General features: G+C 63.2%; 21 protein-coding genes, 1 tRNA gene, 1 pseudogene and 1 riboswitch. Of the genes and pseudogenes, 9 read left to right on the plus strand and 14 right to left on the minus strand.

From position 1 onward, the window contains the following. Positions 1–68 precede the first annotated feature (68 nt). Together FNA46_RS10240 and FNA46_RS10245 are read left to right on the plus strand one after the other, a co-directional pair. Positions 69–1,442, plus strand: coding sequence for a glutamate--cysteine ligase (locus FNA46_RS10240; RefSeq protein WP_143125100.1), 1,374 nt, complete (start codon positions 69–71; stop codon positions 1,440–1,442). 99 nt (positions 1,443–1,541) lie between these two features. After that, on the plus strand, positions 1,542–2,426 hold the full coding sequence (locus FNA46_RS10245) for a DUF937 domain-containing protein (protein ID WP_143125101.1): 885 nt from the start codon (positions 1,542–1,544) through the stop codon (positions 2,424–2,426). A gap of 153 nt (positions 2,427–2,579) precedes the next feature. Here the strand turns inward: FNA46_RS10245 and FNA46_RS10250 are convergent, their stop codons facing one another. Next, a complete protein-coding gene (locus FNA46_RS10250; RefSeq protein ID WP_143125102.1) occupies positions 2,580–2,861 on the minus strand; it encodes a DUF1127 domain-containing protein in 282 nt (93 codons plus the stop codon). Between the two features lie 188 nt (positions 2,862–3,049). Here FNA46_RS10250 and FNA46_RS10255 point away from each other — a divergent pair, with 188 nt between their 5' ends. After that, the gene (locus FNA46_RS10255) at positions 3,050–4,003 is read left to right on the plus strand and encodes a LysR substrate-binding domain-containing protein (protein ID WP_143125103.1); all 954 of its coding nucleotides are present in this window, start codon (positions 3,050–3,052) and stop codon (positions 4,001–4,003) included. An 83-nt stretch (positions 4,004–4,086) separates the two neighbouring features. Here FNA46_RS10255 and FNA46_RS10260 read toward each other — a convergent pair whose 3' ends face one another. From FNA46_RS10260 to FNA46_RS10295, 8 genes are all read right to left on the minus strand, one after another. Then, on the minus strand, positions 4,087–5,538 hold the full coding sequence (locus FNA46_RS10260; protein WP_143125104.1) for a methyl-accepting chemotaxis protein: 1,452 nt from the start codon (positions 5,536–5,538) through the stop codon (positions 4,087–4,089). A 129-nt stretch (positions 5,539–5,667) separates the two neighbouring features. Further along, complete coding sequence (locus tag FNA46_RS10265) at positions 5,668–6,450, minus strand: 3-hydroxybutyrate dehydrogenase (RefSeq protein ID WP_143125105.1); 783 nt, start codon at positions 6,448–6,450, stop codon at positions 5,668–5,670. A gap of 1 nt (position 6,451) precedes the next feature. Next, on the minus strand, positions 6,452–7,627 hold the full coding sequence (locus FNA46_RS10270; RefSeq protein WP_143125106.1) for a patatin-like phospholipase family protein: 1,176 nt from the start codon (positions 7,625–7,627) through the stop codon (positions 6,452–6,454). A 170-nt stretch (positions 7,628–7,797) separates the two neighbouring features. Next, entirely contained in the window at positions 7,798–8,826 is a 1,029-nt protein-coding gene (gene adhP, locus FNA46_RS10275; protein ID WP_143125107.1) for an alcohol dehydrogenase AdhP, read from the minus strand. 125 nt (positions 8,827–8,951) lie between these two features. Then, positions 8,952–9,371, minus strand: a complete 420-nt coding sequence (locus tag FNA46_RS10280; RefSeq protein WP_143125108.1) for an MAPEG family protein — start codon at positions 9,369–9,371, stop codon at positions 8,952–8,954. Positions 9,372–9,454: 83 nt separating this feature from the next. Beyond that, positions 9,455–9,817 carry a hypothetical protein gene (locus tag FNA46_RS10285; RefSeq protein WP_143125109.1) on the minus strand — a complete coding sequence of 121 codons (363 nt, stop codon included), beginning with the start codon at positions 9,815–9,817 and terminating at the stop codon, positions 9,455–9,457. A gap of 101 nt (positions 9,818–9,918) precedes the next feature. Further along, a complete protein-coding gene (gene guaB / locus FNA46_RS10290; RefSeq protein WP_143125110.1) occupies positions 9,919–11,424 on the minus strand; it encodes an IMP dehydrogenase in 1,506 nt (501 codons plus the stop codon). 381 nt (positions 11,425–11,805) lie between these two features. Next, positions 11,806–12,828, minus strand: coding sequence for an MBL fold metallo-hydrolase (locus FNA46_RS10295; RefSeq protein WP_185969797.1), 1,023 nt, complete (start codon positions 12,826–12,828; stop codon positions 11,806–11,808). 196 nt (positions 12,829–13,024) lie between these two features. On the opposite strand from FNA46_RS10295, the gene FNA46_RS10300 reads away from it, so the two are divergent. Further along, entirely contained in the window at positions 13,025–14,434 is a 1,410-nt protein-coding gene (locus FNA46_RS10300; protein WP_143125111.1) for an MFS transporter, read from the plus strand. A gap of 3 nt (positions 14,435–14,437) precedes the next feature. Here the strand turns inward: FNA46_RS10300 and FNA46_RS10305 are convergent, their stop codons facing one another. Both FNA46_RS10305 and FNA46_RS10310 read right to left on the minus strand, forming a co-directional pair. Further along, on the minus strand, positions 14,438–15,178 hold the full coding sequence (locus tag FNA46_RS10305) for an RlmE family RNA methyltransferase (protein WP_143125112.1): 741 nt from the start codon (positions 15,176–15,178) through the stop codon (positions 14,438–14,440). Beyond that, positions 15,175–16,902, minus strand: coding sequence for a Ppx/GppA phosphatase family protein (locus FNA46_RS10310; protein WP_425468707.1), 1,728 nt, complete (start codon positions 16,900–16,902; stop codon positions 15,175–15,177). Before FNA46_RS10310 ends, FNA46_RS10305 begins: the two co-directional genes overlap by 4 nt. A gap of 346 nt (positions 16,903–17,248) precedes the next feature. On the opposite strand from FNA46_RS10310, the gene FNA46_RS10315 reads away from it, so the two are divergent. Continuing rightward, positions 17,249–17,322 (plus strand) — tRNA-Gln (locus FNA46_RS10315). Positions 17,323–17,384: 62 nt separating this feature from the next. Here the strand turns inward: FNA46_RS10315 and FNA46_RS10320 are convergent. After that, on the minus strand, positions 17,385–18,290 hold the full coding sequence (locus tag FNA46_RS10320; protein ID WP_143125114.1) for a LysR family transcriptional regulator: 906 nt from the start codon (positions 18,288–18,290) through the stop codon (positions 17,385–17,387). Between the two features lie 102 nt (positions 18,291–18,392). On the opposite strand from FNA46_RS10320, the gene FNA46_RS10325 reads away from it, so the two are divergent. Then, positions 18,393–18,713, plus strand: coding sequence for a nuclear transport factor 2 family protein (locus FNA46_RS10325; protein WP_143125115.1), 321 nt, complete (start codon positions 18,393–18,395; stop codon positions 18,711–18,713). Beyond that, a complete protein-coding gene (locus FNA46_RS10330) occupies positions 18,713–19,492 on the plus strand; it encodes an SDR family oxidoreductase (RefSeq protein WP_143125116.1) in 780 nt (259 codons plus the stop codon). Before FNA46_RS10325 ends, FNA46_RS10330 begins: the two co-directional genes overlap by 1 nt. Positions 19,493–19,611: 119 nt before the next feature. On the opposite strand, the pseudogene FNA46_RS10335 reads toward FNA46_RS10330, so the two are convergent. Further along, positions 19,612–19,828 (minus strand): annotated as a pseudogene (locus FNA46_RS10335) (DDE-type integrase/transposase/recombinase); the annotation flags it as partial. 34 nt (positions 19,829–19,862) lie between these two features. Further along, positions 19,863–19,939: riboswitch (Fluoride riboswitch) on the plus strand. 89 nt (positions 19,940–20,028) lie between these two features. Here FNA46_RS10335 and FNA46_RS10340 point away from each other — a divergent pair. Beyond that, entirely contained in the window at positions 20,029–21,843 is a 1,815-nt protein-coding gene (locus tag FNA46_RS10340) for a DUF190 domain-containing protein (RefSeq protein ID WP_143125117.1), read from the plus strand. Positions 21,844–21,938: 95 nt separating this feature from the next. On the opposite strand, the gene FNA46_RS10345 is transcribed toward FNA46_RS10340, so the two are convergent. Then, complete coding sequence (locus FNA46_RS10345) at positions 21,939–22,742, minus strand: pseudouridine synthase (RefSeq protein ID WP_143125118.1); 804 nt, start codon at positions 22,740–22,742, stop codon at positions 21,939–21,941. A gap of 151 nt (positions 22,743–22,893) precedes the next feature. Here FNA46_RS10345 and prmB point away from each other — a divergent pair, with 151 nt between their 5' ends. Then, on the plus strand, positions 22,894–23,817 hold the full coding sequence (gene prmB / locus FNA46_RS10350; RefSeq protein ID WP_143125119.1) for a 50S ribosomal protein L3 N(5)-glutamine methyltransferase: 924 nt from the start codon (positions 22,894–22,896) through the stop codon (positions 23,815–23,817). Positions 23,818–23,910: the final 93 nt, after the last annotated feature.

Below are 23,910 nucleotides of genomic sequence, written 5' to 3' on the forward strand. Positions count from 1 at the left end.
GCGATCCGGTACAAGCAGCTTTGCCCGGTTTCAGCACCGGCATCGCCCCATCAGACAAGGTCGATTTCATGGCTCGTGACACCACCGATCATACCCCGCTGACCTCCGTCGAGGAGATGGTGACCTATATCGCCAAGGGGTCGAAGCCGGAGGAAACCTTCCGCATCGGCACCGAGCACGAAAAGTTCGCCTTCTTCCAGAGCGACCGCAGCCCCGTGCCCTATTTCGGCGAGCGCAGCATTTCCGCGCTGCTGAAGGGCATGCAGGAAAAACTCGGCTGGGAACCGATCATGGATGGCGAGCACATCATCGGGCTTGGCGAACAGTCCGGCATGGGCGCGATCTCGATCGAGCCCGGCGGTCAGTTCGAACTCTCCGGTGCGCCGCTGGAAACGCTGCACCAGACCTGCCGCGAATCCAACCAGCATCTCGCCGTGCTGCGCGAGGTGGCCGAGCCCATGGGCATCCGTTTCCTCGGCATCGGCGGCAGCCCGAAATGGACGCTGGCCGAGACGCCGCGCATGCCCAAATCCCGCTACGAGATCATGACGCGCTACATGCCGAAGGTCGGCCGCCACGGCCTCGACATGATGTACCGCACCTGCACGATCCAGGTGAATCTCGACTTCTCCTCCGAAGCCGACATGGCGCGCAAGATGCTGGTGTCGCTGAAGCTGCAGCCCTTGGCGACCGCGCTGTTTGCGTCCTCTCCCTTCACCGAAGGCAAGCCGAACGGACTGCTGTCCTGGCGCGGCGAGATCTGGCGCGACACCGACAATGCCCGCTCGGGCCTTCTGCCGCAGGCCTTTGCCGGCACCTTCGGCTTCGAGACCTATGTCGAATGGGCGCTCGACGTACCGATGTATTTCATCGTGCGCGACGGTCGCTATCATGACTGCACGCACGTCACCTTCCGCCAGTTCATGAACGGCGCCCTGAAGGGCGAGGTGGCCGACTGGCAGCCGACGCTCGGCGACTGGACCAACCATCTGGGCACGCTGTTTCCCGACGTGCGGCTGAAGCGCTACCTCGAAATGCGCGGCGCCGATGGCGGCCCGTGGCGTCGCATCTGCGCCCTGCCCGCCTTCTGGGTGGGCCTCCTCTATGATGGAAGCGCGCTTGCCGCTGCCGAGGAACTGACCCGCGACTGGACCTACGAGGATGTGCTGGCGCTGCGGGATGCCGTGCCCGCCGCCGGCCTCAACACCGAGATTGCCGGCCGCCCGCTTCTCGACATCGCCCGCGATGCGATCCGGATCTCCGCGGACGGCCTCAGGGCCCGCGCGCGGCTGAACGGCGAAGGACAGGACGAATCGATCTTCCTGCAGCCGCTCGAGGAGATTGTCGCCAAGAAAAAGGTTCTGGCAGAGGAAATGCTGGCGCTCTACCACGGACGCTGGGGTGGATCCGTGGATCCTGTCTTCGACACGTTTCAGTACTGAACAGCGTGCGATTTTAAGCTGAACAAACCGGTTTCCCCGGAACCTTTTCCAGTTATAGTGACTGTATATAAAAGGGATTCCAGAGAGGAGCCGAGTGCGATGCTGCCGCTGTTCGATATGATGATGAGGGCGCAGAACGGCGCCGCCATGGAGACCATGGCCAAGCAGTTCAACCTGGCCCAGGAACAGGCGGCACAGGCCATGGCAGCGCTGATGCCGGCCTTTTCCTCCGGGCTGAAGCGCACCAGCAGCAACCCCTACGACTTCAGCGCCCTGATGAGCAGCATGTTCTCCGGCGCCTATGCCCAGTATTTCGACGACATCACCAAGGCCTTCACACCGCAGGGCATGGCAGATGGCAATGCCATCCTGGACCGGCTGTTCGGTTCCAGGGACGTGACGCGCGCGATCGCCGAACAGGCCGCGCAACTGACGGGCATCGGCCAGGAGGTGCTGCGCCAGATGATGCCGGCCATGGCCGACAGCATCATGGGTGGCCTCTTCAAGCAGATGACGGGACAGGTCTCGCAGAACCCGTTTTCTCCGGAAGCCATGGGCAAGGCGACGCAGCAGTGGCTGGAAGCGATCGGCGTTGCGCAGAAGCCGAAACCCCAGCCGGCTCCGATCCCCTTCGACACGCCGATGTTCCAGGCCTTCCGCTCCATGTGGGGACTGGAAAAGCCGAGCCATGCGGCACCGGCGCCCAACCCCTTCACGGACAATCCCTTCGCCAAGGCCTTCCAGGACATGATGGCTGGCGCCTTCCAGCCGGCGGCGACTGAGCCCCCTGCCCCGGCCGCACAGGCAAAGCCTGCCCAGAGCGATGCGCCCCAGCCACAGCCGGAGATCGAAAAATTCAAGTCGATGCTGAACAGCATGTTCGACAGCGGCGTCGAGGTGCAGAAGGCCTATCAGAAGAACATGGAGGCCATTTTCGACGGCTACAGGCGCGCCGGCCAGGACACACCCAAGGCGCCGGTCTGATTGGACCGGGCATCCGCCGGCGGGATGGACCTGCGCATAAAAAAGCCCGGCGCGGATCGACCGGCCGGGCAAGTGAGCAGGGTTATTGGCGTTACCCTGCGGGGAAAACTGTGTGTGCGGCGGTCGTAACGGTACGGCCTGCCGGACGCTGGCTTACGACCGGCGACGCCCCTTGCCGCGCACATGGGCCGGCAACAGCTTGAAGGGATCGTCGAAAGCCCCTGTCTGGTTCATCGCAATGTCCACATCGCGACGGGTAAGACCGATGTCGGCCAGCTGATGATCCTCAAGCTCGCTCAGCTGGTTCAGGGCTTTGCGGTTGCGGAACACGCGCAGAACGTTGGTGGCGGCAGCGATCACATCGGTGAGGAGGCCGAGATCAGGCGTGCGGCGCGCGGCAATTGCGCGGCTTGTCATCCGTTCTGTCGTGCTCATGGGATTTCCTTTCTTCGGGCACGAGAAATGCATCCCTTCCGGGACCCGGAAAGGTGGCCAGCAGAGACCTGGGAGGCGGTGGAGAAGGCCTTTGGATTTGCTTTGCCCTTGCGTTATGCAAAATCAGCATTGATCAGTCCAACGAATGTTTCTAATGATTGTCATCAGATGATCTGATAGGTGACCTGATGTCCGCTCCGCTTGATACAGACCAGCTGCAAACCTTCGTCGCCATCGTTGATACGGGAAGCTTCACCAAGGCTGCCGATCGCGTGTTCAAGACGCAAAGCGCAGTTTCCATGCAGATGCGCCGCCTGGAGGAGCGTGTCGGCAAGCAGCTGTTCGTGAAGGACGGGCGCGGCAACCGGTTGACGGCCGAGGGCGAGAAGCTTCTGAACTATGCGCGCCGCATCATCCGGCTGAACAACGAGGCGATTGCCGCCTTCGACGACAACCGTCTGGAGGGAACGCTGCGGATCGGCACGCCGGACGACTATGCCGATCGCTACATGCCGGAAATCATCGGCCGCTTCGCCAAGACGCACCCGAATGTCGAGCTTTACATCGTCTGCGAACCCTCGGTGGATCTTGCGGAAAAGATGGCGCGCGGCGAACTGGATATCGCGCTTGTCACCCACAATCCGCGCGCACGGCAGTCGGATGTAGTGCGCACCGAGCCGCTCTGCTGGGTGGCCTCCGCCAACCATCCGCTGCGCGACGATTCACCGGTGCCGCTGGCGGTCGGGCGCCGCGATTGCAACTGGCGCCAGCTCGCCTGTTCGGCACTCGATGCGGATGGGCGCGATTACCAGGTTCTGTTCACCAGCTGGTCGTCCACCGTTGTCGCGGCGGCCGTTCTGGCGGGCATGGCCGTGTCGGTGCTGCCGGAATCGGCGCTCAGGCCCGGCATGAAGGTTCTTTCGCAGCAGGATGGCTTTCCGCCGCTGCCACCGGTGCAGATCGGCCTGATGAAGCGGCCAGGCCTTTCGACCTCGCTGATGACGGCGATCACCGACCACATCACCGCCTGTCTCGACAACATTTCGCCGGCCGTGGCGCCCGATGACCTCGACAACGACATGCGCGCCTTCGGTCGCAACGCGACGCGCCTGCGCAGCGTGCCCCTGATGCCCGGCTGGTAGGGTCTATTTCTCCTTTCCCGTGGCCGGGTGTGGCGCACCACCGCAAGCAGGTGCGCCACGATGCAGCTGGAAGCCGCCAGAGGTCAGGCGGCGCGGCGCGGCGTGCGCGGCAGGTACTCCTCACGGCGGTCATCCGTCAGCCTGAAATCGCCAACCAGATCGGATAGCTGGCGCGATTTCGAGCGCATCGTCGTCGTGGCAGCGGTGGATTCCTCGACCATTGCGGCATTCTCCTGCGTGGCGCGATCCATCTGGGCAACCGATTCATTGATGTCCTGGATGCCGCTCGCCTGCTCGCGCGCCGAATTGGCAATCGCGGCGATCACCTCGTCGATCTCGCTGACCTTGCGCACAATGCCGCTCAGCGTCTGGCTGGTACTTTCGACCAGCACCACCCCGTGCTTCACCTGATCGGAGCTGGCCGAAATCAGCGACCGGATATCCTTCGCCGCTTCCGCCGAGCGCTGGGCAAGCGCGCGAACCTCAGAGGCAACGACGGCAAAGCCCTTGCCGGCATCACCGGCGCGCGCCGCTTCCACCCCTGCATTGAGCGCCAGAAGATTGGTCTGGAAGGCGATCTCATCGATGACCGAGACGATGCGGGCGATCTCCTGCGAGCTTGTCGCGATCTTGCCCATGGCCTGCTCGGCTTCGATCATGATCTGGCCGGTGCGGCTGACCTCGTCCTTGGTAAACGTGGCCACACGGCTTGCCGTAGCGGCCCCTTCAGAGGTCTTCTGCACCGTCGCCGTCAGTTCGCGCAGCGCGGTGGCGGTCTCCTCCAGTGCCTGCGCCTGCTGCTCGGTACGACGCGACAGGTCCTCGCTGGCGCTCGATACCTCCTCCACGACAGTGCGCAGGTCCGCGACCGTATGGACAATCGTCGTCATCACGCTGTCGAGCGCCTCGGTGGCGCGGTTGAAGTCCCGCCTCGCACCCTCGTTCTTCTCCGGCAGAGGCTCACTCATGCGGATGGAGAGGTTGCCATCCGCCAGCGCGTTCAGCGCCTGACCCATCACCTGCATGGCCGAGGCATCGGCGGCGGCATCGGCGGAGCGCTGCCGTTCGAACTCCTCCTGCTGCTGCCGGGTCTCGGCATTGATGTCCTCCACCAGCACATGCACGGCGACCGCGATGTCTGTGAAGATCGATTCCAGGATGCTGCGGACATAGGTTTCGCGTTTGCGAGGCGACCAGCTGGTTTCCCGCATCACGGTCAACGTCCATTCCGCTGCATAGATCGAGGCAGCCTTGACGATGAAATCAGTGAAGCCCGTCTTTTCCGCGATCGAACGGATCACCGGGGCCTGGGTTGCAAAGTAGCGGGAACTGAAATCGCCCTCGCACAGATGTTGAAACTTCACGCGTTCGCGCGCCACGACATCATCTGCCAGAACGGTCGTCGATGAATCAAAATGCTTGTAACACCGCGTACTGACATCCCGCACATGCTTGTCCAGCATCCTGAACAGCTCCTGCCCGATGGCCTTGCGCTCACCGGACCACGGCCTGATGTCATCTTCAATTTTACGCATGAACACCCTCAACACCTAAAAAGATGATTCATGCTCGCAAAACACTCTTAATTTTCTCATCAAGATTGCCGGCAACATCTGACAGGACGCGGCGCGTGCAATGGGCCGCGTCCTGGCACTGGCGTAGCGTCAGCCCATGTGCCAGCCGTGGCTCACGGTAAACGACTGGCCTGTCAGTGCATTTGTCTCGAAGCCGGCGAGGAACAGCGCCACTTCGGCAACATCCTCCACCGTGGTGAACTGGCCATCCACGGTTTCGCCCAGCATCACCTTCTTGACAACCTCATCCTCGGAAATGCCAAGCGTTGCGGCCTGTTCGGGGATCTGCTTGTCGACAAGCGGCGTGCGCACGAAACCGGGGCAGATGACATTGGCGCGAATGCCGTACTCACCGCCTTCCTTGGCCAGAACCCGGGCAAGACCCAAAAGGCCGTGCTTGGCGGTGACATAGGCGGATTTCAGCGGCGAGGCCTCATGCGAATGCACGGAGCCCATGTAGATCACCGCGCCGCCACCCTGCCGCTTCATATGCGGCACGCAGGCCTTGGTGGTGAGAAAGGCGCCATCGAGATGGATCGCCTGCATCTTCTTCCAGTCGGCAAAGGGAAAATCCTCGATCCGATGGACGATCTGGATGCCGGCATTCGAGACAAGAATATCGACGCGACCGAAATGCTGGACGGTTGCGGCAACGCCGGCATTGACCGCCGCCTCGCTCGTCACGTCCATGGCGATGCCGATTGCCTGGCCCGAGCCGAGCGCCGACAGTTCCTGCGCCTTCGCTTCGGCCGCCTCGAGGTTGAGGTCGGCGATCACGACGTTCGCGCCCTCCTCGACATAGCGCCTGGCGATCGCGGCGCCGATGCCGCTCGCCGAGCCGGTGATGATGGCGACTTTACCCTTGAGCTTCATGTCACGTTCTCCTTGCTTTCGCCGCGCGTTGCGGCATGGCAGCCGGCATGTGGTCGGTTGCTCCTTCGTCCCGCGCCGTATCCTGGGCGAGGTCGAAAATCTGGATGCCATTGCGGGGGCGCCCGCGTCTTGTCCATTTCGGGTGGGTCAGCGTGCGCATGGCATCGTCATACCCCGCCTTCCAGTTCTCCTCGACGGTGGCGCGCGAGAACTCCGCGTCCATGGCATGCGAATCATAGGCGGCGCTGCGATGGATGAGATGAACGAGCGTCACGTCATATTCGACGCCGATGGAGCGCAGGAGTGCAGCATCCTCGTCGTCCTGCAGTTCCGGCGGCAGCTTTTCCAGCAGGCGGCGGGCGGCGCGGCGGATCTTCTGCTTGCGCGCAAACTCGTCCGTGTTCATGCGCGTGCGGCTGGAATAGCGGATCTCCTTGACACGGGCATCGACCTCCAGCAGATCGCGCGGCATACGCCCGCGGGCCGGAAACAGGTCCACCTGGAAGATGCAGAGATCGGCATCGTAGCTGTCGGCCGCCAGCACATATTGCAGCGGCGTGTTGGAGACGAGGCCGCCGTCCCAGTAGAATTCGCCATCGATCTCGATCGGCGGGAAACCGGGCGGCAGCGCGCCGGAGGCGGCGACATGGCGGGCGCACAGACGCGTATTGCTGGTGTCGAAATAGGCGAAGTTGCCGGTCTTCACGTTCACCGCGCCGAGACTGACGCGCACCTTGCCGGTGTTGATCCGGTCGAAATCGACCAGCCGCTCCAGCGTCTTCATCAGCGGTTCGGTGTCGTAATGGCTGATGCGGTAATCCGGGTTCAGCAGCATCTGGTAGGGTGTTGCAAGCCGCGGCGAAAAGAAGCCGGGAATGCCCGTCATCGACCCTGCCAGCACCGACCAGTCCTTCAGCATGCGCTTGCCGAAATGATCCTGCGGCATCACCCCGTAATCGAGGCCGGAGGAGACCATGTCCCAGAAATCGCGCAGGTTGCGGACCTTGTGCTCATCCGGGCTGCCGGCAATGATCGCGGAATTGATCGCGCCGATCGAGATGCCCGCCAGCCAGTCCGGCCGGATGCCGTGGCTGTGCAACGCCTCGAAGGTGCCGGCCTGATAGGCGCCGAGCGCGCCGCCACCCTGGAAGACGAGAATATTCTGCAAGGGACGCATGGGAGATTTCCTGATGATCATCTTCGCTTATGCAGCATGTTCCTGTTCAACATGGTGCGACGCGAAGAAGATTTCATCCGCCAGAAGGGGAAACGGCGTTCACAAAGATGGCATGCAGAAAGCCGCCCCCGAGGGAACGGCTTTCCTCTCCTCTCGCAGTCCGATGGCGGTCAGGCTGCCAGATCGAGCACGATACGTCCGTCGATCTTGCCTTCTTCCATGCGGTGGAAGATCTCGTTGATGTTTTCGATCTTGTCCCAGGAGAAATGCGAGGCGACCTTGCCCTCGCCGGCAAACATCAGGCTTTCCTCGAGATCCTGCCTTGTGCCGACGATGGAGCCGCGCACGGTGATGCGCTTCAGCACCGTATCGAAGACCGGCAGCGAGATGAAGCCCGGCGGCAGGCCGACCAGCGACATGGTGCCCTTGGAACGCAGGAATCCGTAGGCCTGCTCCATGGCTTTGGGCGAGACGGCGGTGACGAGGGCGCCATGCACGCCGCCGGTTGCCTTCTGCACCTGTTCGATCGCATCGGCCGCGCGACCGTTGACGGTGACATCGGCGCCGAGTTTCCTGGCCAGTTCGAGCTTGTCATCGAAGATGTCGGCGGCCACCACATGCATGCCCATGGCCTTCGCATATTGCACGGCCATGTGACCGAGACCGCCGATGCCGGAGATGACCACCCATTCGCCGGGCCGCACCTCGGTTTCCTTCAGGCCCTTGTAGACCGTGACGCCGGCGCAGAGCACGGGCGCGGCGGGGCCGAATGCCAGATTGTCCGGCAGGCGGCCGACATAATCGGGATCAGCCAGACCATATTGCGCAAACGTGCCGTTGACGGAATAGCCGGTGTTCTGCTGGCTGCCGCACAGCGTTTCCCAGCCGGTGCGGCAGGGATTGCAGCAGCCGCAGGCGGTATGCAGCCACGGAACGCCGATACGATCGCCTTCCTTGATGCGGGAGACGCCGGCACCGAGCTTGGCGACATAGCCCACGCCTTCGTGGCCCGGGATGAAAGGCGGGTTCGGCTTGACCGGCCAGTCGCCATTGGCGGCATGCAGGTCGGTATGGCACACGCCGGTCGCTTCGTATTTGACGAGGATCTGGCCCGGCCCCGGTTCCGGAATCGGCATTTCCTCGATCACCAGCGGCTTGCCGAATTCGCGCACCACTGCGGCTTTCATCATTGCTGCCATGATCTTCTCCTCGAACGGTCGGCGCCGGTAACGGCCGGCGCATGATGGGGAGCGGTTGATCCGCACACCACCGTTCTAGAGCAGCTGTCAGCTTTCCGTTTTGATTTGCCGCAAAGCGCGCCGCTTCAGTTGAGCGCCAGCCAGAGCGCCAGCCAGATCCACATGCAGCCAAGCGCCGCGGCCCCCGCCATGAAGGCCAGCCGGCGGTAGCGAATGCGGTTGCTGGTCACGTGGATATAGGTGTGCACGCAGCGGCTCAGCACGAAGAACCAAGCAAGCCCGATGATAACAGGGTTGTCGCCGCTCGTCATGTAGAGCGCCATGCAGACCACATGGAACAGAACCGGCAGTTCGAACTGGTTCTTGAGATTGTTGTGCACGAACAGGCTGTCCGGCGGATCCTGCAGGTTTTCACGGAACTGCGAAACCGTTGCCCGCCCGGCCCTGACCGCCGCCACGCGACGCACGGAGAGAAGAATGTAAAGGAAGAAGACGAGCACCACATGGGCAATCATCGGCCAGATCATGGCTTCGCTTGGCAACATGGCAGGGCCCTTTCCGCTTCTGCACAACGCAAGAAAAAAGGCCGCGAACCGATCAGTCCGCGGCCGCATGTCTTATGGCCCCGTCAGTGGCGCAAGCGCAAGACTTCCGTACCGGCGCCGTCCTCGCCGGAAATCGTCCAGACGCCGTCGAGAATGCCGCCCGGCTTGACCTCGTAGATCACCAGCCCGACGCTGTCGCCCATCACATAGGCCGCGGAAAACGCATTCTCGTGCAGCATGCAGATGCCGACGGAATTGGTAGCCCCCGTCTTCCACTCGATCGAGCAGGTGGTTTCGCTGGTCAGCGAAATCCGGGCCGTGCCGCTATATTCGGAACCGTCCAGATTGGTGCCGGAAACGCTATAGGTCCCCGCTTCCACTGTCTGTGCCTGCGCACAGGAAAATGACGCACCGACAAGCAGTGCGCCAGCAATCAGTCTCTTCATGAAGTCCCCCGAAATGCCGGCAGGATTGCCAGCACCGGGAGAATACGCAAGCCTTGCCGACTGGCAATGGGGGCCAGTCGCCGCGCACCCGTCAGCAGGCTTCAGCTGCCGGCGCCCGGATAGTTCGGGCTTTCGCGGGTAATCGTCACGCCATGCGGATGGCTTTCGCGCAAACCGGCGCCGGAAATGCGCACGAAGGTGGCCTTTTCCTGGAAATCCCTGAGATCCTTGCCGCCGACATAGCCCATGGCCGCCTTGAGGCCGCCGGCCAGCTGGTGCAGCACGGCAGAAACCGGACCCTTGTAGGGTACCTGGCCCTCGATGCCTTCCGGCACCAGCTTCAGCGTGTCGCGCACTTCCGCCTGGAAGTAGCGGTCCGCCGAGCCGCGCGCCATGGCGCCGACCGAGCCCATGCCACGATAGGCCTTGAAGGAGCGGCCCTGGTAGAGATAGACCTCGCCCGGGCTTTCGTCCGTGCCGGCGAGAAGCGAGCCGACCATGACGGCCGAGGCGCCGGCGGCAATCGCCTTGGCCACATCGCCCGAGAACTTGATGCCGCCATCGGCGATGACCGGGATGCCGTGCTTGTTGGCCTCCTCGACGGCAGCCATGACGGCGGCGAGCTGCGGCACGCCGACGCCGGCAACGATGCGGGTGGTGCAGATCGAGCCCGGGCCGATGCCGACCTTGATGCAATCGGCGCCGGCATCGATCAGGGCGCGGGTACCATCGCCGGTCGCGACATTGCCCGCGATGATGCGGACGGAGTTCGTCATCTGCTTGACGGCAGCGACCGCATCGAGAACCTTCTGTGAGTGACCATGCGCGGTATCGACGACGATGACATCGACGCCGGCCTCGATCAGGCGCTCGGCGCGCTCGCGGCCATCATCGCCGGTGGAAATGGCAGCGGCCACGCGCAGGCGTCCCTGTGCGTCCTTCGAGGCATGCGGATTGAGCTGCGACTTCTCGATATCCTTCACGGTGATCAGGCCGACGCAGTGACCATGACCATCCACCACCAGGAGCTTCTCGATGCGGTGCTTGTGCAGGAGGCGCTTGGCTTCCGCCTGATCGACGCTTTCCTTGACGGTGACGAGGCCTTCGCGCGTCATCAGCTCATAGATCTTCTGGCCGGGATCGGAAGCGAAGCGCACGTCGCGGTTGGTGAGGATGCCGACCAGACGGCCGGTCTTGTGTCCGCCGGCACCGCCGTTTTCGACCACCGGAATGCCGGAAATGCCGTGCGCCTTCATCAGCGAGAGTGCTTCGGCGAGCGTCGCATCCGGACCGATCGTGACCGGATTGACGACCATGCCGCTTTCGAACTTCTTGACCTGCCGAACCTCCTCGGCCTGTTCGACGGGCGTCAGGTTGCGGTGGATGACACCGATGCCGCCGGACTGGGCCATGGCAATCGCAAGGCGGCTTTCCGTCACCGTGTCCATGGCAGAGGAGAGGATCGGCAGGTTCAGCTCGATGTCCTGGGCGATCCGCGTGGCGATATTGGTCTGCGCAGGAAGGACTTCGGAATGACCCGGCTGCAGCAGCACGTCATCGAAGGTGAGCGCCTCGGCGCCGGTGGCGGATTCTACAATGCGGGCCATGCCAATTTCCTTCAGTAAAAGAAAGAGCGGTCCGGCGGGAGGGGCCGGAAGCGATCTTCGGGAATGGGAAGTTGGCGAGGGCTGGTAACACGGTTATGACGGGAAGGGAATAGGAAAAACCCCGAGCCCGCCTCCGTCCCTTCGCTTCGGCGTGAGCCACGGCAGCGGATGGCGCGTGCCCCGCACCTTGCGGTCATGCGAGATGGCTCATCAGACGGCATCTGTCCGGCTGGTCGTGCCGGCCTTTCGTACCGGCGGCACATTCCCCTGCCTCATCGAAGCGGACAGGATTGTCGACGAACACACACCCAACAGAGCCCTCCCCGCAGAGGCATGACCCCGCGGACGCGTACCGCGGGATCGCCCCTCCAATCACATCGATCAGATGTCGAACTGGTAGCTCTTCGGCACGAAGCGATAGCCGGTCTCGCGCTTTTCCACATAGCCGACCGAGGGGAAGGGCATGTGATAGCCGAGGAAGGCGACGCGATCGGTGGCGATCATGTCGAACACCGTCTTGCGGGTCTTCGCCGCCATCTCCTTGTTCATGTCGAAGCGGACTTCCCATTCCGGGCGCTGCAGCGACAGAACGTAATGATTGGCGGTATCGGCCGTCAGCACCAGCCGGCGGCCGGCCGATTCGACATGGAAGATCATGTGACCGGGGGTGTGGCCGAAGGCGTTCATGCCGGTGATGCCGGGAACGACGGTCGCGCCATCGCCGATGAAGGTCATCTTTTCGGCGAGCGGCTTCACACTGGCAAGCACCGCCTTCTGGCCGCCTTCCGCCGGCGTGCCGGCACGCTCCGCGCTGGTCCAGAAATCATATTCCGTCTTGCCGGTGACATAGCGGGCATTCGGGAAGGCGGGCTTGCCGTCCTCCATCAGGCCGCCGATGTGATCGCCATGCAGATGGGTCAGGACAACGACGGTGACATCTTCCGGCCGGTAACCCGCCGCCTTCATGCCGTCGAGCAGACGACCGGTGCCCTGCGCACGGCCGCTGGCGCCGAAACCCGTATCGAACAGCACAAGCTCGTTTCCGGCCCGGATCAGTGTCGGCGCGAAGGAATTGACGAAATTGTCGGCGGGCAGGAAATTTTCCTTGAGAAGGTCTGCGACGGCCTCCGGGCTCTGGTTGGTACCGAAGGTCTCGTTCGGCTTGCCGGAGGCGCGGCCACCGTCTCGCACCACGAGAACCTCGAATTCGCCGAGCTTGAACCTGTCGGTCTGGGGCGGCATCGTTGCGGGTATTGCTGCTGTCATCTTTCCATCCGTGGCGGGTTGCTTGGTCCCCTGTGTCCCCTGCGCCAGCGCCTGCCCCGACAGAAGTGCCGGTGCGGCCAGAATGCCTGCTCCGGCGGATCCCAGAAGGACCCGCCGCCCCATCTTCATCTGTGCCATGTCAACCTCCAATATGCGCAACCGGCCGCGCGTCTCGTCCCATCGCCGGTGGTTGCAGAGATATGCAGCCGATGCCCGAGGAAAATGCCTCTCACGTAGTCGTGATGCCGGCAGCCGGACAGAAGAAATTGTATGGCGGGACGGACCAAGGAAGCGTAGGAACGGGGCGCCCTCCGCTGACATGAAGCCATCCCCTATGAACCGCATCGTTCCGCTTATTCTCGCCGTCGCGCTCTTCATGGAGCACATGGATTCCACGGTGATTTCCACAGCCCTGCCGGCCATTGCCACCGATCTCGGCGTCAGCCCCATCACCCTGAAGCTGGCCTTGACCTCCTACATGGTGTCGCTTGCCGTCTTCATTCCGATCAGCGGCTGGATGGCCGACAAGTTCGGTGCCAAGAACATTTTCCGGATGGCGATCGCCGTCTTCGTGACCGGCTCCATCTTCTGCGCCATGTCCTCCTCGGTGCTGGCCTTCGTGATGGCGCGCTTCCTGCAGGGCATGGGCGGCGCGATGATGACGCCGGTCGGACGTCTCGTTTTGTTGCGGACCACCGATCGCAAGGACCTCGTCTCGGCCATGTCACTGCTGACCATTCCCGCGCTGGTCGGCCCGCTGACCGGCCCGCCGATCGGCGGCTTCATCACCACCTATTTCACCTGGCACTGGATCTTCCTGATCAACGTGCCGATCGGCATCATCGGCATCTGGCTGTCCTCGATCCACCTGCCGGACATCCCGGCGCGCGGCGCGCCGCCGCTCGACATGGCGGGTTTTGTCCTGACAGCGATTGCCGCCTCCGGGATCGTTTTCGGGCTCTCCGTCGTCAGCCTGCCGGCCCTGCCGCCCTATGTCGGCATCAGCGCCGCCGTGATCGGCTTTGCCTGCGGCGCGCTTTACATCGGCCATGCCCGGCGCCATCCGAACCCGATCCTGACGCTGACACTGTTTGGCAACACCGCTTTCCGCGCCTCCGTTACCGCCGGCACCCTGTTTCGCATCGCGACCGGTGCCGTGCCCTTCCTGATGCCGCTGATGCTGCAGCTGAGCTTCGGCATGACACCCTTCCAGTCCGGCCTCACCACCTTCGCCGGTGCCGCGGGTGCCATGGCGGTCAAATTCATGGCCAAGCGCACCTTCGCGGCCACCGGCTTCCGAAGCGCGCTGCTCGGTGCCTGCGTTGCCGGTTCCGCGATGACGGCGATCAACGGCTTCTTCACGCCGGCGACCCCTGCCCTGCTGATTACCTTCTTCCTGTTCGCCTCCGGCCTTGCCCGCTCGCTGTTCTTCACCGGTGTGAATGCGCTCGGCTATTCGGAAATCGGGGATGCGGAGGCAAGCCAGGCCACCTCGATCAGCTCCGTCATGCAGCAGATCAGCCTGGCGCTCGGCGTTGCCTTCGCTGCGCTGGTGCTGGAAACATCGTCCTACCTGTCGGGCACGCATCTCGAGCTGGCGGATTTCCATCTCGCCTTCTTCATCGTGTCGGCCATTTCGCTGTGCGCCTGCCTGCCGGTTCTGGCCCTGCATCCGCAGACCGGCGCCGGCGTTTCCGGCCACCGGCGCTACCAGCCGCGGGCGGCCGAAGCGCCGGGCGAGTAAGCTTTATTCCGACAGCACGTCGTCCTGCGCGGCGTCTGCGTCCTGAGCCTCCTCCGCAGCCGTCGGCCGGCGGCCCTTGAACCCCTTGGCGAGCAAAAACATCTCGACGGATTCCGAGCGCGATGAGGCCGGCTTGATGTGCAGCACCTGGCGGAAATTCTGCTTGAGCATGGAGAGAAGCTCCCGCTCCGTGCCGCCCTGGAAGGTTTTGGCCAGGAAATGGCCGCCTTCGGCCAGCACCTCCACCGCAAAATAGGCCGCCACCTCGCACAAATGCATGGTGCGCAGATGGTCTGTCTTCTGGTGACCGGTGGTCGGCGCCGCCATGTCGGAGATGACGAGATCCGGCGTGCCGCCCACCGCCTCCAGCAGTTTTTCCGGGGCGGATGGATCGAGGAAATCGAGCTGCAGGATCTTGACGCCCGGGATCGGCACGACTTCGAGGAAATCGATGGCGGCGACGCGGATATCCTCCTCCGTCGAGCCCGTCACCTTGGCGGCGATCTGCGACCAGCTGCCGGGGGCGGCGCCAAGATCGATGATGCGCCGCGCGCCCTTCAGAATCTGGTGCTTCTCGTCGATCTCCAGCAGCTTGAAGGCGGCACGGGCGCGATAGCCTTCCAGCTTTGCGCGCTGCACATAGGGATCGTTGATGTGACGCTCGAGCCAGCGGCGGGACGAGGCCTTCAGCTTGCCCTTCTTCACCTTCTGGCCGAGCTTGCGGCCGATGGGGGCTTTGGTCATCGGTTCTTCTCCGTGGCTGTGCGCGGCGCGCTTTCCGCCGGGCGGCGGCGCATCCGGCGCCACACACCGTCATCGGCCATCATGTCGGTCAGTAGCCCCTCGCGCAAACCGCGGTCGGCCACCCGCATGCGACGGCTTGGCCAGCGGCGGCGAATGGCCTCCAGAATGGCGCAGCCCGCCAGCACCAGATCCGCCCTGTCCGGCCCGATGCAGGGGTTGGCGGCGCGCCCGTCGAAATCCCAGGACAGCAGCCTTGCCTGCATGGCCGACACCTCGTGATCGGTCAGCCAGAGGCCATCCACCTTGCGCCGGTCATAACGCGGCAGATCGAGATGCACGCCGGCCAGCGTCGTCACCGTGCCGGAGGTGCCGATCAGATGAAAATCCTCTTCCGCCTCCTCCTCCAGCGAGGGGCAGTGGAAGCCGGCCAGCATGCCTTCCACCTCCGCCACCATGGCGGCAAAGACATCGGGCGTGACATTGCGCCCGCCATGCCGCTCCGACAGCGTCACGACGCCAACGGGCAGCGAGGTCCAGTGGGTGATATGGTTGGCGAGCCGCGAGGAGCGGTTGTCGCGAATGCGGATCACGGCGATCTCGGAGGAGCCGCCGCCGATATCGAACAGCACGACGGAGCGCGCTTCTCGCCCGACCAGCGACGAGCAGCCGGACACCGCCAGCCGCGCTTCGGTTTCGCGGTCGATGATTTCCAGTTCCAGCCCGGTCTCGCGCGTGACGCGCTCCAGAAACGCCTCGCCATTGGCGGCCGCGCGGCAGGCTTCGGTGGCAATCAGGCGCATGCGGCGGATCGGCCGGTGCGCGAGCTTCGAGGCGCAGATGCGCAGCGCCTCCACGGCGCGGTCCATCGCCTCGTCCGAGAGACGACCGGTCTTCGCCAGCCCCTCGCCGAGGCGCACGATACGCGAAAACGCATCCACCACGCGAAACTGACCGGGCCGTGTCGGCTGGGCAATCAGCAGACGGCAATTGTTGGTGCCGAGATCGAGCGCGGCATAGAGATCGTCCGGATGGGAGCGGGAGCGGGCACCTTCAGCCGCCTCGACCATACCGCGGGCGCGCACCTCTGACGCATGGCGATGCGGGGCCGTGTGCCCCTGTTCATGCCCGTGACCGTGACCGTGACCGTGACCGTGAGAATGCCCGGTCGCATGACCGTGTCCATGCCCCCGCGCCGAATGGGCAGAAACCGCATCCGCATGGGTTGCGCCAGCGGCGGACGCGATCGACGAGAGCGAGACATGCGCGCCCTGCCCCCTGCCCGACCCAGGCTTGCCGGATGTGGCGAGCGGCCGCCCCTGCGGCCCGCGGGCTTCACTTTTCTTGCGACCGCGCTTGCGCCGACGGCCTGGCGACGCGCCACGTCCCTCCAAGCCCGCAGATAACGATGCGGAAGTGGCCATCGCCACGGCCTTATGGCCGGGCGTGACCGTTTCGCTTTCGGGATGCGGCAAGGCCGCTGCACCGGATTGCCCGCCTTGCGTTGCACGCGCACGTCGGCGCTTGCGCTTTCGGGGAGGACCACCGGTCTTGTCGTCCGGACGTCGGGCATCAGAGGCTTCCGCCTTCACGACACCATGCGCAACGGCTGCGGAAAACGGCTTGCCGTTCCGCTTGGCCTTTCGGCGCCGTCCGGCCTTGCCATCCGGTCGCCCCGCTGCCGACGCCCCGCCTTCGGGCGGCTTTCCGCCGCTGTCGGGGTTCATCACTGCTCTATCCATCATGCCGCGCAAGGCCATTGAAGGCGCGCTGCGGCTTTCATCGTTTCGTTGATGACAGGATAACAGCAGCCGACGCTTTCGCCAACGACTTTGTGCCACACTCCGCGCCCGCGTCCCGCACACCTGCAACCGGTGCAGTCGCACCCGCCTTGCAAACGCGCTTGCCTGCCCTCGCCGCTTTCTCCACAGCCTGTCAAAAAAGTGCAATTTCTGCTCTTGAACACGGGTCAGAATCTGGTAGAAGGCACCCACCGAAGCGGTTCGGCCCGCAGGAAGCACCTGACCTTGGCCAAATAATCGCTCTTCAGTTCGGAGTTCATCTTCGACCTGCTGGGGAATAGTTCAACGGTAGAACGGCGGACTCTGACTCCGTTAATCTTGGTTCGAATCCAGGTTCCCCAGCCAAATCTTCCCTAAATGAGTAGAACTCCTTTATTTCAAGTCGTGCCCGACCCTGTTTTGGCATCTCAGCCATCTTGACTTTTTGCAAACTCGCGGGCCGCGCCCAAAAACGCTTTCATCGCGGCGGAAAGATTTCGGCGGCCGGGATAGTAGAGGCAAAGTCCACCGAACGGCGGCGTCCAGTCTTCCATCAGACGGACAAGGCGTCCCGCCTTCAACTCTTCGGCAACCCCTTCCTCCATGAAGCAGCCGATGCCGATGCCGTCTATGGCGGCAGCGCAGGCAACACTCGTTTCGTCAAGTGTCAGGTTCCCCGGAACATCAATCTGCACGGCCTCTCCGTTCTTCTCGAACCGCCAGCGGAACAGGGATCCGTCCGGCAGGCGGACACGGATACAGTTGTGGTTGAAGAGATCCGAAGGGGTCTGGGGCTTGCCCATCCGCTCCACGTAACCTGGCGATGCCACGATCGCATAGCGCTGCAGGCGGCCGAGCGGGACAGCAATCATGTCGCTTGGCACAAGCGCCGCCACGCGCACACCGATATCGAAGCCGTCGGCAACGATATCCACGAGCCGCGCTTCCGTCACGAGATCGATATGCACGGCAGGATAACGACGCACGAAACCGGTGATCAGCGGTGAGATGATCTGCCGTGCGGCAAAGGGCGCGGCATTGATCCGGATCGTGCCGCTCGGCTCGTCCCGCTGGGAACGAACCACCTGGAGCGCGCCGTGAATGTCCTGAAGAGCTGGCCCCACCTCTTCCACGAAAAGCCTTCCCGCATCGGTCAGCGAGACGCTCCGCGTCGTCCGATTGAACAGACGCAGGCCGAGCTGGCTCTCCAGCCGGCCGATCATATGGCTGAGGGCTGTCGTGGACATGCCGATGTCGATAGCCGCGGCACGAAACGTTCCACGTCGCGCAATGGCGAGAACGGCGCTCAATTCGTGCAGGCCGGCTGTCTCCATTATCCCGATTCCTTCATCACCTCATAACGCACTGTCCCGCTTATCTTTATGGATGCCAAGCCTTAAGTCTACTTCCATCACGACTACCCAACGGAGACGATCATGAAGATGCCTGCAGTCATTGAGGCCTTTTTTGCGGCAGACCACCAGAACGGACAGAACGTTCTACAGTCCCTGTTCACGCCGCAGGCCGTCGTTTCCGACGAGCGAACCAGCCATTTGGGGACTGATGCAATTACATCCTGGTGGATGGCAGCGAAGGAGAAATACCGCCATAGCACCAAGCCTCTGGATGCCGAAAAACGAGATGGGGAGCATGTCGTGCGCGGCGAGGTGACGGGACAGTTCCCCGGCAGCCCTATCGTCCTCACCTACCGCTTCCGCCTGGACGGTGACAAGATTGCAACGCTGGAGATCGGCTGATGAAAGACTTTATCGACCTGAAAGACAAGCGCGTGCTTGTGACGGCTGGAACGAAGGGCACCGGTGCAGCAACAGTGGACCTTTTCCGGCAATTGGGTGCAGCGGTCATCACGACGGCACGTTCGCAGCCGGCAGATATGCCGGCCAGCCAATTTATTGCTGCCGACCTGACGAGCGAAGAGGGATGCAAAACGGTCGCTGACACCGTGCGGGAGCGGCTTGGTGGACTGGACATCATTGTCCACATGCTGGGCGGGTCGTCAGCACCGGGCGGCGGGTTTCAGTCCTTGACCGAAGATCATTGGCGAAAAGAGCTGGATCTCAACCTATTTCCGGCCGTCCGCCTCGATCGACTGCTTTTGCCCGACATGATCGCTCAGTGCCAGGGCGTCGTCATCCATGTTTCGTCCATCCAGAGGCTAATGCCACTGCCGGAGGCAACAACCGCCTATGCGGCTGCCAAGGCGGCCCTCTCGACCTATAGCAAAAGCCTGTCAAAGGAAGTGTCTCCGAAGGGCGTCCGCGTCCTGCGGGTCTCGCCCGGCTGGATCATGACCGACGCATCTGTCCATCTGGCCGAACGGCTGGCGAAGGAGGCCGGAACCGACGTCGAAGGGGGCAAGCGGCTGATCATGGACAGTCTCGGCGGTATTCCGATCGGCCGTCCTTCCAGCCCGGAAGATGTCGCCAGCCTCATTGCCTTTCTCGCCTCTGATCGCGCCGCCACGATCACGGGCGTGGAATATGTCATCGACGGCGGGACAGTGCCGACGGTCTAGAAGCTGCCTCTGCCTGTATCGCCTGCCACGTCAAGCAGGCTATTTTCAACCATCGATCGAATGGTGGCGACGCGGCCAGTTTGGCTTGGGTCCGCAGGAGGCTAGGAGTGGAAGACGAGGTCTGAACTCGCTCCCGTTGTCACTGACGATCATCTTCGGCTTGCCACGCTTGTCGATGATCCGATCCAGCTCGCAAGCAACCCGAAGGCCCGAGAGCGATGTATCGGCGACGAGCCCCAGGCATTTCCTGGTGCAATCATCGACGATCGTCAGTACCCGGAACCTGCGGCCATCGGTGCGCTGATCCGACGCGAAGTCCAGCGACCAGCGGTCGTTGGCCGTTGACAAGCCGCAGCGAGATGATCTATCGAGCGGTAACGGTAATGGATTCTGCCTGGCATAAAGCCGAACCGCTTCCCCGACGAAGCTGATGACTCCTACTCGACGCTAACCACGCGAAGGAGTAGAGCCGTGCCTGGAAGTCAAAATCCGTATCATGTTTCCCTGACTGATCCTTATGACGGAGCGTCGTTCGCATGACGCCCGCATCGATTTTCGGTCTTCGTCTTCAACAGATCCGCAGCCTCGCAAAATGGATCGTCGTCGTCACTCCGATGGCAATGGCCGTGGGGTCGCTGGTTGCCCTGTTCCTCCGGGGCCTTGACCGGGCGACGGAACTGCGTTTCGAATTTTCCTGGCTGATCTATCTGATGCCGCTTGCGGGCTTCGCGATGGTCTGGACCTATGGCAGGTTCGGCAAGTCGGCCGAGGGCGGCAACAACCTCATCGTCGATCAGATCCATGAACCGGGCGGCGGCGTGCCGTTGCGCATGGCCCCCCTTATTCTCGTGACAACGGTTCTGACGCATCTGGTTGGCGGCTCGGCAGGGCGTGAGGGCACCGCGGTGCAACTTGGCGGCAGCCTCGCAAGCGCGTTCGGCAAACTGTTCAAGCTCACCCCCTCCGATACCCGCATCCTTTTGATGGCCGGCATCGCGGCGGGCTTCGGCGCGGTTTTCGGAACGCCGATTGCCGGCGCCGTCTTTGCGCTCGAAGTGCTCACCATCGGGCGCATGCAATACGAAGCGCTGCTTCCCGCGCTGCTGGCTGCTGTCGTCGCCGACGGAACCTGCCACAGCTGGGGCATTGATCATGTCCATTATTCCATTTCCTACCTCTCTGGCGCAGGCATCGGCTTTCACCTTGATGCTCTTCTTATATTGAAGGTGGTGATCGCCGGCGTCGCCTTCGGTCTTGCCGCGCACTGCTTTGCCGAACTTTCCCACCTCGCATCCGCCGCCTACAGGACGCTGCTGCCCTATGCGCCGTTGCGTCCGGTGCTGGCGAGCGCCATCCTGCTTAGCCTCGTTCATGTTCTGGGGACACGCGCGTATCTCGGCCTCGGCGTCTGGTCTCCGAGCCCGGATGACGCAACCATCCTCGGTTTCTTCCGGCCAGACCATGTCGATTACTGGAGCTGGGCCTGGAAAGGTCTGTTCACCATCGTGACGCTGAGCGCGGGCTTCAAGGGTGGCGAGGTCACGCCGCTCTTCTTCATCGGCGCAGCTCTCGGCAGTGCGCTCGCAGGCGTGCTCGGTGCTCCGCCTGACCTGTTCGCGGCTCTGGGTTTCCTCGCCGTTTTCGCGGGCGCGACGAACACGCCGCTCGCCTGCGTGATCATGGGCACCGAACTCTTCGGCGCGACGCACGCCGTCTATATCGCGGTCGCCTGCTTCGTGGCCTATCTCTGCAGCGGCCATTCCAGCATCTATCTCTCGCAACGCGTCGGGGTGCCGAAGACGTCCGCCGCCAACCACCTTCCCCCGGATATCTCCGTCCGCCACATGCGCGACATGAGCGCTCGGGCGAGGAGAGATTTCCAGGCACAGATCCGCCTGCACTCGCTGGGGTCAACCGCAAACATTGCCGAAGGGCCGAGCGCCATGAACAGCCACAGGCTTTCCGCCCGCGAGGTCGGAATGGTTCGCATCTACATGAAACCGGAGGAGAACACCCTCAGCAAGGCTTCGTGGCTGGGCGGAGCCAAACCGCTCTGCCGGGAACTGGTCATGCAGGCGAAGGCGTCCGGCATCATGAATGCCACCGCCCACCACACGCATTTCGGTTACTCAAACGGCGGCGAGCTGCAGGACGAGGGTGGGGAGATCCCGACCCCGGACCTGACCATGTGCGTCGAACTCATCGGCGAGCGCGAGCGGCTGGAACAGTTCTGCCAAACCCATGGGATGTTGCTCAAGGACAAGGTCATCATCTACAAGCACATCGAACACAGGGACGTACGGGATGCGTCACGGATGGAACGGGAGCCGTCGCGGCAAGGCGCCCGCTGAGAACGGGCCACTCCGCGCTCGGCAAGGAGCTTCCTTGCCGGCGGGGAATTCACCTTTGCCCCGATGAAGGCGCCGGCAGACGGGCAGCACCAGGATCAGGACGAGGCGCCGCCCGGCTTCGCGCGCTGACGCAGTCCAGCCACTTCATCGCCGGTCAGAGGGCGCACCCCGCCTTTTTCCAGATCTCCCAGCACGACATCGCCGATCGCCACACGCACCAGCCGCAGGCAGGCCATGTCAAGCACCTCGAGCATGCGGCGGATCTGCCGGTTGCGACCCTCCTCCAGCACGATTTCCAGCCAGGCATTGCGCGCCCCGCTGCGGATCAGCGCGGCACGCCGGGCGCTCAGCCATTCGCCCTCGTGCTGAAGGCCGCGGACCATGGCCTGCAACTGCGCCTCGCCCGGGATACCGTCAACCTGCACGTGGTAGGTCTTCGGCACATGCGTTTCCGGATCGAGCAACGCCTGGGCAAACTCGGTGTCGTTGGTGAACAGCAGCAGGCCTTCGCTTGCCTTGTCCAGCCGGCCGACGGGCGAGAGATGGGTCTGATCCTGCCCTTTCAGGCAATCGAACACGGTTGGCCGCCCCTCGGGATCATGCCGCGTGGTAACAAGACCGCGCGGCTTGTTCAACATCAGATAGCGCAGTTGCTGCGCCACCACCGCTTCACCGTCGACGGCAATCCGGGCGATCTCGAGATCCACCCAGTGTTGAAGATCCCGCACCATACGCTGGTCGACGCTGACGCGCCCGGCGAGGATAAGGCTCTCGGCCTGCGTGCGTGAACAGAAGCCGAGCTTGGACAGTGCCCGCGGCAGCGTGACGCGCTTGCCGCCGGCCGGCGCCTTCGGCGAACGTCTCCTGTCCGGTTTCTGCTCCTTCCGCCCTGCCTTCATGCTGTTCCATCTCCTTGCGGCCAATGCCCTGTTGACCGGCCTGTCCCTGCATTCTAGAGCCAAGGCGCGCTGATGCAAAACCACGCGCGCATAGCGATGCGGCCAGCGTCTGCCCGGCAATACGGCAGGCAACGCGCCATTGGAAGGGAGCATGACATTGAACCTGGACGACGTGACCCGCGAACTGGTGACCTTGCGCGATTTCTGGCGCTATGCCATCTCCCGCTTCAACGCGGCAAATCTAAGCTATGGCCACGGAACGACCACCGCCGGCGATGATGCCGCCTTCCTGCTGCTGGATTCGCTCGATCTGCCCATCGATGCCCTTGATCCTTTTCTTGATGCCCGCCTGCTGCCACACGAGCGCCGTCTGCTGGCGGAACGGATCGAGGCACGCGTGACCTCGCGCAAGCCGTCCGCCTACCTGACCGGACGTTCCTATATCCAGGGCGTGCGCTTTCATGTGGATGAGCGAGTCATCGTGCCTCGTTCGCATATTGGCGAGATCCTGTTCCGCGAATATCTGGGCGGCCAGGGCTCCACCTTCCTGCCGGACCCCATGAGCGTGGAAAGCGCCGTCGATATCTGCACCGGCTCGGGCTGCCTGGCCGTGCTGGCCGCGAAATTCTTCCCGCAGGCTGCCGTGGATGCCGTCGACCTCTCCGAAGAGGCTCTGGAAGTGGCTCGCCTCAACCTTGCCGAACACGAAGTGGAGGACCAGGTTACGCTTCTTGCCGGCGACCTGTTTGCGCCGCTGGCCGGACGGCGCTATGATCTCATCATCACCAATCCGCCCTATGTCGATCACGCCGCCCTCGAGGGTTATCCGCCGGAATTCCAGGCCGAGCCGCGCCTTGCCCATGATGGCGGCGAGGATGGTCTTGATCTGGTTCGCGAGATATTGGCTGAGGCCGCCGCGCACATGAATCCCGGCGGTGGATTGATCTGCGAGATCGGCTCCGGCCGTGAAATCCTGGAAGAGGAATTCCCGCATCTCGATTTCGTCTGGCTGGAAACGGCAGAATCGCAGGATGCGGTCTTCTGGCTTTCGGCAGAGGCACTTGGCGTCTCCTGACAGTCTTGCAAGGCGGACGGCCTGCCGGCCAGGAACCCTCGACGTCTTCCGCGGGATGCTTGCCCGTCCATTCCGCTCACAACACACCCGTTC

The organism is Affinirhizobium straminoryzae (assembly GCF_007004135.1).
In the GTDB taxonomy this organism is placed as follows: domain Bacteria; phylum Pseudomonadota; class Alphaproteobacteria; order Rhizobiales; family Rhizobiaceae; genus Neorhizobium; species Neorhizobium straminoryzae.